The following is a 12,573-nucleotide window of genomic DNA, read 5'->3' on the forward strand; positions in this document are numbered from 1 at the left end:
TATTGAAGCGTGATGAAAAGAGCATGGGGATTGTTCGCGGCGCTGGCGTGCGTCGCTTGGTTGGCGGCCGGCTGTGCGCCCGATTCGAAAGTCGTCGATAAGCAAAACGGGACCGATGCGACGAGTGCAGGCGCGTCCGAGACATCGACTCTCAAAGGGGTCGTCGTGGGGTTCAGCCAAATCGGCGCCGAGAGCGACTGGCGCGCGGCGAACACCGAGTCGATCAAGTCGGAGGCGGCGGCTCGCGGGGTGGACCTCAAGTTCTCCGACGCCCAGCAGAAGCAGGAGAACCAGATCAAGGCCATCAAGAGCTTCATCACCCAGGGCGTGGACGTAATCGCGTTCTCTCCCGTGGTGGAGACCGGGTGGGAGCCCGTGCTGCGCGAGGCCAAAGAGGCAGGCATTCCCGTCATCGTCTCGGACCGGCGCCCCGACGTCCCGGAGGATCTTTACGTGACGTTCATCGGCTCCGACTTCATCGAAGAGGGCCGCATGGCCGCCGAGTGGCTCGCCAAGAAGATGGACGGCAAGGCCGTGATCGCCGAACTGCAGGGGACGCCCGGCAGCGCCCCGGCCAACGACAGAAAGAAGGGATTTGAAGAGGTGCTGAGAGATCACCCGGGCATGCAGATCGTCTTCTCCCAGACGGGCGACTTCACGCGCGCGAAGGGCAAGGAGGTCATGGAAGCCCTGCTCAAGAGTCCCGAAGGCAAGAAGATCAACGCCCTTTACGCGCACAACGACGACATGGCCCTCGGCGCGATCCAGGCGATCGAGGAAGCGGGTCTGAAGCCCGGCAAGGACATCGTGATCGTGTCGATCGACGGGGTCAAGGCGGCGTTCGAAGCGATGATCGCGGGCAAGATCAACTGCACGGTGGAGTGCAACCCCCTCCTCGGCCCACCCCTGTTCGACGCGATCGAAGCGGTGCTCGCCGGGAAGCAGCTTCCTAAGCGCACGATCATCAAGGACGGCATCTTCGACCAGTCCGTCGCCGCCGCCGAGCTGCCCAATCGGAAGTATTGAAAGTGTTGAGGGGGTTGGCGGAGGCTTACGCGCGTGACGGCTATGCCATCGCGCGTGGCGTAATCGACGCGGATCTGGCGGGGGAAGCCGTCGAGCACTGCCGGTGGCTGATGGCCAAACACCCCGAGTTGCGGCCCGAGGATTTGGGTCATACGCTGGTGCCGAACGATCCCTTCTGGGTCCGCCTCGTCTCCGATGATCGCCTTCTGGATGTGGCCCAGGAGTTCATCGGACCGAACATCGCCCTCTTCGCCAGCCACTACATCGTCAAGGCCCCCCGCACGGGACGCCCCGTGCTGTGGCACCAAGACGGGAGCTACTGGCCGCTCGATCCCATGGAGGTCGTCACGCTGTGGCTGGCGTGCGGCCCGGCCACCCGCGCCAACGGGTGCATGAAGGTCATCCCCGGCACGCAGCACCTCTCCCTCCAGGAGATGCGCGAGAACTCGGAGGTCGACAGCGTGCTCCACTCCGAGATCGACCCGACCCTGGTCGACGCCTCCAAGGAGGTCTATCTCGAGCTAGAACCTGGAGACGTGTCGATCCACCACCCGAACGTCATCCACGGCTCAGGCCCGAACCACTCGGATCAGTGGCGGTTTGGGCTTACCATCCGCTACATACCGACTTCGACGAGGATCACCGTTCCCGAAGCTGGGTGCCCCTTCTTGCTGCGCGGCGAGGCCGTCCCCGGCGTCAACACCTATCTCCCGCGGCCGGGCTAGAGTCGTTTGTCGTCTTTCGTTTGTCGTTTGTCGGGGAGAGGCCATAGGCGACAGACGATAGACGATCACCGACTCCCGGGCTGTCCGTAGCGGTTCTGATAGCGGTCCCACCATTTGTCCACCTCGGCGGGGTCGAGGGGAAGCGGCGTGCCGAGCTGCCGCGCCAGGAACACGGTCTTCGCAACATCCTCGACCATCACGGCGGCCTTCAGGGCCGCCGCGGGCGAAGGGCCCCAGGCGAACACGCCGTGGTTGGCGAGCAAGATCGCGGGCGCCCGGGCCGTCCGGTGCGCGAGGATCGCCTCGCCGATGTGCTCGCCCTCGTTGTCCACGTAAGGAGCGCAGGGGATCTCGCCCCCGAACTCGTCCGCAATCGCCGTGAGCACAGGCGGGATCGACAACCGGCACGCGGCGAACGCGGTGGCGTAGTTGCTGTGGGTGTGCACCACGCTACGGACGCCCTCCAGATTCCGGTACAGAAACAGGTGGTGCGGGAGGTCCACGCTCGGACGTGCCTGCCCCGCAGCGGACTCGCCGGTCGCGAGGTCCACCACGACGAGCGCATCCGGCTCCAAGGTCTCGTAATCGCTCCCCGATGGCTTGATCACGACCCGTCCAGACGCCTCGTCGAAGCCGCTGACATTGCCCGAATGCATCGTGACCAGCCCCGCAACCGGCAGCGCCCGGTTCGCCTCGCATACCGCTCGCTTCAGGACTTCGAAGGCGCTGGAGCGATCGTTAGGCCCGCTCACGCCTGGACCTCACGGCGGATCGAGCCCAGCTCCTTCATCACGCCCGAGAGGTCCACCGTCTCCACTCCCCCGAACGCGTCGTGTAACGATCGATATAGACCGTATAGCCTGTCATACAGCTCGACGGCGCCCTCTGCAGGTTCGTACGCTTCGGGGCGAACGCCCGTCATGGCATCGATGGCCGCGAGGAAATCGGGGTGCGCGCCCCCGGCCACGGCGCCCGCGATCGCCGCACCCAACGCGCAGGTTTGCGCCGAGCGGCTCGTCTTGATCGGCATCCCGCAGACGTCGGCGTAGATCTGCATGGTCAGCGGGCTCTTCTCGGCGATGCCTCCGCACACCACGATCTCGTCGATCGGGACGTCGGCCTCTCGGATCCGTTCGATGATCACGCGGGCGCCGAACGCTGTCGCCTCGATGAGCGCCCGGTAGATCTCGCCCACTGTCGTGTGCAGCGTCTGCCCCACGAGCAGCCCCGTGAGATGCGGGTCCACCAGAACCGTGCGGTTCCCGTTGTTCCAGTCGAGCGCGAGCAGACCGCTCTGCCCCGGCGCGAGACCCGCGGCCTCCGCCGCCAGGGGCTCGTGGCGTCCATCGCCCAACTTCTGCGCGCACCAATTGAACAGGTCCCCCACCGCAGATTGGCCCGCCTCGATCCCGACCATGCCGGGGATCACGGACCCGGGCACGACGCCGCACACGCCGGCGATGTCCGGGGTGTCCTCCCCGCCCACCATGATGTCGCACGTGCTCGTACCCATGATCTTCACGAGCGTGCCCGGGCGCACGCCGCTGCCCACGGCTCCCAGATGGGCGTCGAACGCCCCGACTGAAACCGGGATCCCGCCCGGCAGCCCCACTTGTTCCGCCAGGACGGGGTCCAATCCTCCGGCCCGCGTCCCCGCCGGAACCGCGCGGTCGTAAAGCCGAGCGCGCAGCTCGCCCATTCGGGGGTCCAGCTCGGCGAGGAACTCCTTCGAGGGCAATCCCCCCCAATCGGGGTGGTACATCGCCTTGTGCCCTGCCGCACACACCCCCCGGGGAATCCCCGCGGCCGAATGGACGCCGCACAGCCACGCCGGAATCCAGTCCTGCGCCTCGACCCACGTGTGGGTGGCCGCGAAGACGTACGGTGCGCTCCGCAGGCACTTCAAGACCTTCGACCAGAACCACTCGGACGAGTACGTGCCGCCGCACTTCGAGAGGTACGGTTCGCCGCGCGCCTCCGCCAAGCGCGTGATCTCCTCCGCTTCGGCGTGCGCGGTGTGGTCCTTCCACAGCCACGCAAAGGCGTGCACGTTGTCTTTGAACTCGTCGTGCAATGCAAGCGGAATGGCCACCTCGTCGACGGGCAGAGGCGTCGATCCCGTCGTGTCCACACCGATGCCCACCAGCCGCCCCGGCGAGAACTGGGGATCTCCGGCAGCCTTCGCCAACGCTCCCTTCACCGCCTCGAAAAATCCGTCCATCCAATCCTGGGGGTGCTGGCGGGCCAGGTGGGGATTCCCCGGTTCGAGCCAGACCCCATGGTCGCCCGTCGCGTACTCCCACACGGCCGTGCCGAGTTCTCGCCCGTCCGCCACGTCCACGATCAGCGCGCGCACGCTGTTGGTTCCGTAATCGAGGCCCAAGGCAAATCGAGGCTCATCCATGGTGGTAGACGCTCCATCCCAGATAGTTCTCCATCGCCTCGACCACCGCCTCGGCGACTTCGGAAAGGTTGAACGCGACGTGGTGCTCGAATCCGTTCTGGCAGATGAACTGCAGGAGCTCCTGCATCCGCTCGATCCGCACGACCCCGTAGCCGCCGAAGGTCTGCAGCAGGTCGTCGGTCAGGGTCCCCTCCCCGACGTAGGCGCAGATCCGGCCGTTCACGTCGTCGGTCGACACGCGGCAGAACGTGAAGGGCCCGCCCCGCATCCGTCCCACGATGGTGCCGAACGTGTTCTCCTTGCCGACGGTCCCCGCGATGATCTCCTGGAAGTCCATCCGCTGCTCGGCGAACACCGACTTGGGCAGGTTGGAGCAGTGGAACACCACGGCCTTGTCGGGATCGTCGCCAAAGTTGTTGTTCCAATCCAGCAGGGCCGAGGGTTGTCCCGAAGCGCACTGGAGGGCGTACATCCCGACGACCCCGGCGACATCGGTCTCGCACGCGCTCGCCATCAGCCGGTCCGACATCATGGACATCAGCGTGCAGGGCACGACTCCGTAGAACTCCTCGAGGGCGGTCCAGCACTGGATCGCCGTGGCGTCGATCTCGGCCTCCGCGGTCCAGCGATCGATCGCCACGCCGAGGCGCGCCATCTTGTCTAGGCTCTCGTCCGGGATTCCCTCGGTCTCGGTGTACTCCCGAATGCGGTCGAGCTTCTCCCGTACCTGGGCGTCGTCCGAGCCGAGGCGGTTGGCCCATCCCAGCACCTCGGAAAGGTCCAACGTCTCGACCGTGATGCCGCTCGCCTCGAGCAGCTTCTCGCTGTAGCGCACGGTGTTGAACGCCGTGGGACGTGCCCCGATCGCGCCGATCCTCGCGCGCCTCAGCCCCTTGACCGTGCGGCACACAGCGCCGAACCGGCGAAGATCCGCGCGGAACTCGGCGGTGTCTGGAGGCACCGTGTGGCGGTGCGTGAGGCTGAACGGAATCCCGTACTGGCGCAGGTTGTTGCAGACCGACATCTTCCCGCAGAAGCTGTCGCGTCTGTCCGCGATCGACATGCGCTTCGCCTCGTCCCCGAACGCGTGGACCAGCACCGGCACGCCGAGCTCGGCGAAGCGAAGCGTGTTGGCCACGGCGCGCTCGTCGCCGAAGTTGGGCAGGGTCACCAGCACGCCGTCGATCCGGTCGCGATGCGCGCGAAACAGCTCCGCGCACGCGCGCGCGTCGGCCAGGGATTCGACCGATCCGAATTGGCGCGCGGTAACGGGGAGCACCACCACGTCGAATCCCTCGGCGGCAAGGACGTCGATCACCTGCCGACGCCCCTCCTCGCAAAGGTGGGTGGGGAAGAAACCGCGATTGCCGACCAGGACTCCGAGCGTTGTCTTCTTGTTCATGCCGTACGATCCCATTTCGGGGGCCGAACCGCGCTCTCCTTGTTTGCAAGCAACTACAATGAGGCTCGTGAACGAGGGCGCGCTGCTTTCGATGCGGAGCATCCGCAAGGGGTTTCCAGGAGTCTTGGCGCTCGACGACGTGGACTTCGACGTGCGGCCCGGCGAAATCCACGCCCTGATGGGAGAGAACGGGGCCGGCAAGTCCACCCTGATCAAGGTGATGACGGGCGTTCATCGGAGCGATCGGGGCACGATGACCCTGGCGGACAAGCCCTTCCAGCCCGCTTCTCCCGCCGACGCGGTGACGCGGGGCGTCAGTACGGTGTACCAGGAGGTCAACCTGGTCCCCAACCTCTCGGTCGCCGAGAACGTGTGCCTGGGCCACTTGCGCGGGGTGCCCTGGGGCGAGATGCGCCGGCGCGCCCAAGCGGCCCTGCGGAGGCTCGGCATCGAGCTCGACGTCCGCACGCCCCTGGGTTCGCACTCCATCGCGATCCAACAGATGGTGGCGATCGCGCGCGCGCTCGACGTGGAGGCCAAGGTGCTCGTGCTGGACGAACCCACGTCCAGCCTCGACGCGGGCGAGGTGGCCGCGCTGTTCGCGATATTGAGGAAGCTGCGCGAGGACGGCTTGGCGATCGTGTTCATCACGCACTTCCTCGACCAGGTGTTCGAGATCGCCGACACGATCACCGTGCTTCGCAACGGGCGTCTCGTGGCGACGCGCACGGCCAAAGCGCTCTCGCGGTTGGAGCTTGTGTCCCAGATGTTGGGCCGTGACGCGGCCGAATTGGGGGCAGCCGCACGGGCGCCATCCGCGGGCAGGGGCTCCGAGCTGATGCGCGCGAACGGGATGGGGCGTCGTGGCGGCGTTCAAGGGCTCACCTTCTCGATCGCTCGCGGGGAGGTCGTGGGGCTTGCCGGTCTCTTGGGATCGGGAAGGACGGAAACGCTGCGGCTGCTCTTCGGGCTGGACGCGCCCACGGAGGGCTCGTTGGAGCTCGAGGGCGTCCAGCGGCGGCTTTCGGCCCGGCTCGCCATCCGTCTCGGGATCGGGCTGACACCCGAGGATCGCAAGGCGGAAGCGCTCCTGCCGGGCCTCACGATCCGCGAGAACCTGATGCTCGTGCTCCAAGCGCGGCGCGGCTGGCTGCGCCGCCTCTCCCGTCGGGAGCAGCAACAGTGGATCGACACGCTGCGCGCCCGGCTCCACATCGCGATGCGGGAGGGGGACGCGGCCATCGACACCCTGAGCGGCGGCAACCAGCAAAAGATCGTGCTGGCAAGGTGGTTGGCCGCCGACCCCAAGCTGCTGCTTCTCGACGAACCGACCCGCGGCATCGATGTCGGGGCGAAATTCGAGATCGAGGGTCTGATCGAAGAGCTGCGGGCCAAGGGAATGGCGCTGGTGGTGGTTTCGAGCGAGCTGGACGAGCTTGTGCGGACGTGCAGCCACGTGGTGGTGCTTCGAGACCGACGCATGGTGGACGAACTGCAGGGGCAGGCCATCGACGAGGCGCGCTTGGTCGCAGCGATCGCCAAGGAGGGCTCGTGAAGCGTCTCGACGCCCGCCTGCTTTGGCCGCTGGCCGCGCTCGGGGCTGTTTTGGCCTTCAACCTCGTGGCCACGCCGGGCTTTTTCGACCTCGCCGTTCGGGACGGCCGGCTCTACGGGAGTCTGGTCGACGTCGTGAATCGTGCGGTTCCGGTTCTCCTACTCGGCTTCGGCATGACGCTCGTGATCGCCACGGCGGGCGTCGACCTCTCGGTCGGGGCCGTGATGGCCATCGCCGGCGCTGTCGCCGCGTGCCTGATCGTGCGGCCGGAGGGATGCGTGTTGAACGCGTTGCCCGTGCACTCGCTTGCGGGCATCGTGGCGGTCTCGCTCGGGGTGGCCTTGCTCTGCGGGGTGTTCAACGGGCTGTTGGTGGCCGTATTCCGAATTCAACCGATCGTGGCGACGCTGCTGCTGATGGTCGCCGGCCGAGGGATCGCGCAGCTTCTCACCAACGGACAGATCGTGACGTTCCAGTCTCCCGCCTTTGGCGCGATCGGTTCCGGGGCCACGCTGGGGGTTCCCAACCCTGTTTGGATCGCGGCGTGCGTGTTCGGCGTCGGCGGGTTGCTGGTGCGCGGGACGGCCTACGGGATGTTCGTCGAAGCCGTGGGGAGCAACCCGGTGGCCAGCCGGCTCTCGGGCATCGATGCGCGGGGCGTGAAGATGGCGGCCTACGCGGTGTGCGCCGTGTGCGCAGGCATCGCGGGCTTGATCGCTGCGGCCGACATCCGCGCCGCGGACGCCAACAACGCGGGCTTGTATCTCGAGCTCGACGCGATCCTCGCGGTCAGCGTCGGCGGCACCTCGCTCGCGGGAGGGCGTTTCTCGCTCGTCGGCACGATTCTCGGCGCGCTGCTGATGCAGGCGCTTGCGACGACAATCTTCACGCGCGGCGTGTCCGCCGAGGGCACCCTCGTGTTGAAGGCGCTGGTCGTCGTCGCCGTGTGCGTCCTCCAGTCGGGCCCGCTCAAGCGCCCTCGGCGCGCGGAGGCGCGGCGCGCATGAAGGAGTGGCTCCCCACCGCGGTCACCGCCGCGGTATGGCTCGTGCTCTTCCTCACCGGAGCGCTGCTGTTCGACGGGTTCCTCTCCGCGCGCGTGTTCTTCAACCTTCTATCCGACAACGCCTTTCTTGGCGTGATTGCCGTCGGGCTCACGTTCGTGATCCTGTCGGGCGGCATCGACCTCTCGGTGGGGTCGATGGTGGGGTGCACGGGCATCCTCACGGCGACGCTGATCGAGTGGCGCGGATGGCCGCCCTTCGCGGCGATCGGCGCCGCGTTGGGGTTTGGCGCGCTGATCGGACTGGGCCACGGCGTGCTGATCCACCGCTACAAGCTCCAGCCGTTTCTGGCCACTTTGGCGGGTCTGTTCTTCTGTCGCGGCGTCGGCCTTTGGATCAGCAAGGAGTCGGTCACGATCAAGCACCCGCTCTTTACGGACATGGCGTCGTTCTCGGTCCGGCTGCCCGGGAAGGCATCGCTCAGCCTGGGTTCGATCGTGCTCCTGGTGGTGCTCCTCCTCGGCGTCGCGGCGGCCCGGCGGACCCTTTTCGGGCGCACGGCCTACGCGATCGGGGGCGGGGAGGGTTCCGCGCTTCTCATGGGCCTCCCAGTGGGACGGGTCAAGGTGGGAATCTACGTGCTGAGCGGAGTGCTGGCCGCGCTCGGCGGCGTGTTGTTCGCGCTCTACACCTCGTCGGGGAACGCCATCGCCGGCACCTCGATGGAGTTGGACGCGATCGCGGCGGTCGTGATCGGCGGAACGTTGCTCTCAGGGGGCTACGGATCGGTGTTCGGCTCGTTCATGGGCGTGCTGATCCTCGGCACGATCCAGACCCTGATCAGCTTCCAGGGCACCCTCAGCTCCTGGTGGACGAAGATCTTCATCGGCGCCCTGCTGCTGGCGTTCATCGCCATGCAGCGGGGGATCGAGGGCGGTCTGAAGGTGCGCGCCAAGCCGTAGTTTCGCCATCGGGTGCCACGCCCGCGCGAACGTCTTACGCCCGTCGTCGACGCCGGAGGAGCGCCAAGGCTCCGGAGGCGAGGACGGCCATCGTCGCGGGCTCGGGCACCGCTTCCAGCCGAGTCAGGGCCACGTCGCCCGCCGGGGCCGTATCGAACTGGATGTAGATCTGATCCACATCGGCCAGGCTGGCCGCGTTGATGAGGATCGAGCTGAACAAGATGTCCTCCGTGAACGCCGTGGTGGGACGACCGCCCGCCACGACCTGGGTGAAGGCCAGTGGCGTGTTGCCGCCGGTCCCTGTGGAGGAGGTGAGGAAGATGTTGACCGTGACGTCCTGATCGTTGCTGTCGAAGGCGAACCGGAAGCGGTCGTTGCCTCCGGCCGTCAGGTCGGCATTGAGGTCCGCCAAGGCGCCGGCCACGGTGAACCCGTAACTCAGCTCGACCCGAGCATCCACGCGCGGGCCGCTTGCGATGAAGCCGAATCCGGATCCGAGGTCCACCTGCGTGACGAGCCCGTGCGGGTTGACGTCGTTGATGCCGTAGAGCTGCCGGGTCCCGCCGAGCGTGTTGGCTCCCGTCGCCACGCGGTTGTTGAGCAATACGCCCTGCCCCGTGATCGTCAGGGATTGCGCGGTGATGAAATTATCGATCAGGACCGCCGCTTGAGAGCTTGTGGCGATGGCACCGATCCCGGCAAACAAAAGAAGCTTCTTCATCCTAGACTCCAACCTCGTCGCGCAAGGGCGACCCAACCAAAGTATAGAGCGTGTTTCGGACGGCGGTATCCAGCAAAATTGCCGGTCTGGCTCGATTCGGAGCCGAATTCCCCTCCTTCCGGTGGATTTGCGGGCCCCGAAATCGGCCTTTGCGACGGGCCGTGGCCGCCAGCCGTCGAACAGGGGAGTGGTTGAAGAAGGCCGGATTCTGGTGACCGGGGCGACGGGCTACGTCGGGGGGCGCCTGGTGTCGCGGCTCGAAAGCCTTGGCGCGCCGATCCGTTGTCTGGCGCGCCGGCCGGAGAACCTCGTCGGCAAGGTGGCTCCAACGACCGAAGTCGTTGGCGGAGACGTGCTGGAGCCCGAGTCGTTGGCGGCGGCGCTCGATGGGATCGACACCGCCTACTACCTCATTCATTCGATGGGAACGGGCGAGGCCTTCGAGCAACGGGACCGGGCGGGAGCGACCCACTTCGCCGACGCCGCGCGGACGGCCGACGTGCGTCGGATCGTCTACCTCGGCGGGCTGGGCGAGGCCGGGGACGAGCTGTCTCCCCACCTGCGCAGCCGGCACGAGGTGGGCGAAATCCTCCGGGCTTCGGGCGTACCGGTCTTGGAGTTTCGCGCCTCGATCGTGCTGGGCTCGGGCAGCCTCTCGTTCGAGATGATCCGGGCGCTCGCCGAGCGCTTGCCGTTCATGATCACCCCTCGTTGGGTCGAGGTCCTCGCCCAGCCGATTGCGATCGACGACCTGCTCGGCTATCTGATCGCGGCACGGGGTCTCGACATCGCGGAGAGTCTCACCGTCGAGGTCGGCGGGGCCGATCAGGTGACCTACGGCGACCTCCTTCGGGAGTATTCGAGGCAACGGGGCCTGCGCCGGCTCATCGTTCCGGTGCCCTTCCTGACCCCGCGCCTTTCCAGCCTGTGGCTGGGCTTGGTCACGCCCGTGTACGCCCGCGTGGGACGCGCGCTGATCGACTCGATCCAGCATCCCACGGTCGTCTTGGACGACTCGGCGCGCAGGCTCTTCCCCGCCATCCATCCGCGCGACCACCGCGCTGCCATCGCCAGCGCCCTCCGCAACGAGGACCGCGAGTTTGCCGAGACGTCCTGGTCCGACGCGCTCTCGTCGTCGGCCTCGGAACCGCGCTCCTGGGGAGGCGAGCGTTTCGGCTCGCGCCTGGTGGACTCCCGCACGATCGAAGTGGAGGTGCCTCCCGAGGAGGCGTTCGCCCCGATTCGACGCATCGGGGGCGCGACGGGCTGGTACTTCGGGGATTGGCTGTGGCAGCTTCGCGGGGCGATCGACCTGCTTCTGGGCGGAGTGGGAATGCGTCGCGGCCGGCGCGATACCGAACGCGCGGCGCCCGGCGACGCGCTCGACTTTTGGCGCGTCGAGGCGTACGAGGCTCCCCGCCTCCTGCGACTGGCGGCGGAGATGAAGCTCCCCGGCCGCGCGTGGCTCGAGTTCGAGGTCACGCCGACCGAGCGGGGCAGCCGCATCCGTCAGACCGCGGAGTTCGACCCCTTGGGGTTGTCGGGCCTTCTCTACTGGTACGGAATCTTTCCCCTGCACCGGCTGGTGTTCAAGGGCATGCTCGACGGCATCGGACGCGCCGTGCGGGGAGCCCCGCGCGCCCTTCCCCGTGGTCGGCAGGTGGCGGCGTTGATCGCGTTCCTCGTCGCCGCGTTCGCCGTGGCGGGCCTGGGCGGGTGGGCCACCTCCTCGTCGGTCGGGACGTGGTTCGCGACGCTGGCCAAACCGAGTTGGAATCCGCCGTCCTGGGTGTTCGGGCCGGTGTGGAGCGTGCTTTACGCGGCGATGGCGGTGGCGGCGTGGTTGGTGTGGCGCACCCGTCCGCGGACCGACGCGCCCCTGGTCGCGTACTGGGTGCAGCTTGCGTTGAATCTGGGATGGTCGTGGCTGTTCTTCGGGTTGCGCGCACCCGGTTGGGCCCTTGTGGAGATCGTGCTCTTGTTGGGAAGCATCGCGGTCACGCGCTCGCTCTTTGCTCGCGTTTCAAGGGTGGCGGGATGGCTGTTCGTGCCGTATCTGGGGTGGGTGGCCTTCGCCACGGCGCTGAATGCGGCGATCTGGTGGTTGAACTGAGGGCCCGCTCCACGGTTGCGAAACGGACCCTAGTTGCCGGTCACCCGCTCGATTTCCTCGAGCTCGCGCAGGTAGCGCAGGACACGGTGCAGCGACGCCATGCTCGGCCCGAACATGCCCATCAGCCCGTCGAGGGCCTCGAGCACATCGTCCGGGACGTCGTGCACGTGCGAGAGGTAGACCCCGGTTTGGAGCGCGCTCTTCTGGAGCGAGTCCGAGTCCGTGGCCTGCTCCCACAGCAAGAGAATCTCGGAGACTGACCGGCCCGACTGCATCCTGCGAGTCATTTCAGCCTCCTTGTCCGCGCCGTGTCTCCGGCGCAGGAACCGTTGGACGCTCGGGGCGTGCCGGCGGTTCCACGGATTTCACGTCCAGGGGGGTATGTGGCACGCAAAGAACGCAACGGGCGCTAGGGGTTTCACGCTGAGGCGCTGAGGCGCGGAGGGGAGTTGCACGCAAGGAACGCAAAGATCGCTAGGAGGGTTCACGCAGAGGCGCGGAGGGGGGCTGGGCTGGTAGTTTGGAGCCCTACCCGGTTGCGTCAGATACCGGGAAGCAACTCACGCCACCCAAGTCATCCCGAGCAACGTCGAGGGAGCCGGATGTCGGGACCGAGCGCGACTGGGTTCCTCCTGCAACCGGAGAGCCCTGCACCACCAGC

Annotated in this window: 11 protein-coding genes; 6 read left to right on the plus strand and 5 right to left on the minus strand. The window is 67.1% G+C overall.

Annotated features, from left to right (window positions below; genetic code table 11):
* Positions 1-12 precede the first annotated feature (12 nt).
* Together M9921_09530 and M9921_09535 are read left to right on the plus strand one after the other, a co-directional pair.
* Positions 13-1,026, plus strand: a complete 1,014-nt coding sequence (locus tag M9921_09530; protein MCO5297084.1) for an ABC transporter substrate-binding protein — start codon at positions 13-15, stop codon at positions 1,024-1,026.
* 2 nt (positions 1,027-1,028) lie between these two features.
* A complete protein-coding gene (locus M9921_09535) occupies positions 1,029-1,751 on the plus strand; it encodes a phytanoyl-CoA dioxygenase family protein (GenBank protein ID MCO5297085.1) in 723 nt (240 codons plus the stop codon).
* Positions 1,752-1,816: 65 nt separating this feature from the next.
* Here M9921_09535 and M9921_09540 read toward each other — a convergent pair whose 3' ends face one another.
* From M9921_09540 to M9921_09550, 3 genes are read right to left on the minus strand one after another with little or no spacing between them, the layout of a single operon-like run.
* Entirely contained in the window at positions 1,817-2,503 is a 687-nt protein-coding gene (locus tag M9921_09540) for an L-ribulose-5-phosphate 4-epimerase (protein MCO5297086.1), read from the minus strand.
* Positions 2,500-4,155: a ribulokinase gene (locus tag M9921_09545; GenBank protein ID MCO5297087.1), complete on the minus strand. Its 1,656-nt coding sequence runs from the start codon at positions 4,153-4,155 to the stop codon at positions 2,500-2,502. The genes M9921_09540 and M9921_09545 overlap by 4 nt, the downstream gene beginning before the upstream one ends.
* Positions 4,148-5,557, minus strand: coding sequence for an L-fucose/L-arabinose isomerase family protein (locus M9921_09550; protein ID MCO5297088.1), 1,410 nt, complete (start codon positions 5,555-5,557; stop codon positions 4,148-4,150). Before M9921_09550 ends, M9921_09545 begins: the two co-directional genes overlap by 8 nt.
* A gap of 67 nt (positions 5,558-5,624) precedes the next feature.
* Here M9921_09550 and M9921_09555 point away from each other — a divergent pair, with 67 nt between their 5' ends.
* Genes M9921_09555 through yjfF form a run of 3 tightly spaced genes read left to right on the plus strand, consistent with a single transcriptional unit; the run spans position 5,625 to position 9,078 of the window.
* Positions 5,625-7,112 (plus strand): sugar ABC transporter ATP-binding protein, encoded by a 1,488-nt coding sequence (locus M9921_09555; protein ID MCO5297089.1) that lies wholly within the window; start codon positions 5,625-5,627, stop codon positions 7,110-7,112.
* Positions 7,109-8,119, plus strand: coding sequence for an ABC transporter permease (locus M9921_09560; protein MCO5297090.1), 1,011 nt, complete (start codon positions 7,109-7,111; stop codon positions 8,117-8,119). Before M9921_09555 ends, M9921_09560 begins: the two co-directional genes overlap by 4 nt.
* Positions 8,116-9,078, plus strand: coding sequence for a sugar ABC transporter permease YjfF (gene yjfF, locus M9921_09565; protein MCO5297091.1), 963 nt, complete (start codon positions 8,116-8,118; stop codon positions 9,076-9,078). Before M9921_09560 ends, yjfF begins: the two co-directional genes overlap by 4 nt.
* A 34-nt stretch (positions 9,079-9,112) precedes the next feature.
* On the opposite strand, the gene M9921_09570 is transcribed toward yjfF, so the two are convergent.
* Positions 9,113-9,799 carry a PEP-CTERM sorting domain-containing protein gene (locus tag M9921_09570; GenBank protein MCO5297092.1) on the minus strand — a complete coding sequence of 229 codons (687 nt, stop codon included), beginning with the start codon at positions 9,797-9,799 and terminating at the stop codon, positions 9,113-9,115.
* Between the two features lie 187 nt (positions 9,800-9,986).
* Here M9921_09570 and M9921_09575 point away from each other — a divergent pair, with 187 nt between their 5' ends.
* On the plus strand, positions 9,987-11,912 hold the full coding sequence (locus M9921_09575) for a DUF2867 domain-containing protein (protein MCO5297093.1): 1,926 nt from the start codon (positions 9,987-9,989) through the stop codon (positions 11,910-11,912).
* Positions 11,913-11,941: 29 nt separating this feature from the next.
* Here M9921_09575 and M9921_09580 read toward each other — a convergent pair whose 3' ends face one another.
* Positions 11,942-12,199 carry a hypothetical protein gene (locus tag M9921_09580; protein ID MCO5297094.1) on the minus strand — a complete coding sequence of 86 codons (258 nt, stop codon included), beginning with the start codon at positions 12,197-12,199 and terminating at the stop codon, positions 11,942-11,944.
* Positions 12,200-12,573: the final 374 nt, after the last annotated feature.

This window comes from Fimbriimonadaceae bacterium, from assembly GCA_023957775.1.
GTDB lineage: Bacteria > Armatimonadota > Fimbriimonadia > Fimbriimonadales > Fimbriimonadaceae > JAMLGR01.

What these genes read in the sequence shown, in the direction of transcription:
- M9921_09530 (MCO5297084.1), top strand. Translation starts at nt 13, where the DNA reads ATGAAAAGAGCATGGGGATTGTTCGCGGCGCTGGCGTGCGTCGCTTGG.
- M9921_09545 (MCO5297087.1), bottom strand. Translation starts at nt 4,155, where the DNA reads ATGGATGAGCCTCGATTTGCCTTGGGCCTCGATTACGGAACCAACAGC.
- M9921_09550 (MCO5297088.1), bottom strand. Translation starts at nt 5,557, where the DNA reads ATGAACAAGAAGACAACGCTCGGAGTCCTGGTCGGCAATCGCGGTTTC.
- yjfF (MCO5297091.1), top strand. Translation starts at nt 8,116, where the DNA reads ATGAAGGAGTGGCTCCCCACCGCGGTCACCGCCGCGGTATGGCTCGTG.
- M9921_09570 (MCO5297092.1), bottom strand. Translation starts at nt 9,799, where the DNA reads ATGAAGAAGCTTCTTTTGTTTGCCGGGATCGGTGCCATCGCCACAAGC.
- M9921_09580 (MCO5297094.1), bottom strand. Translation starts at nt 12,199, where the DNA reads ATGACTCGCAGGATGCAGTCGGGCCGGTCAGTCTCCGAGATTCTCTTG.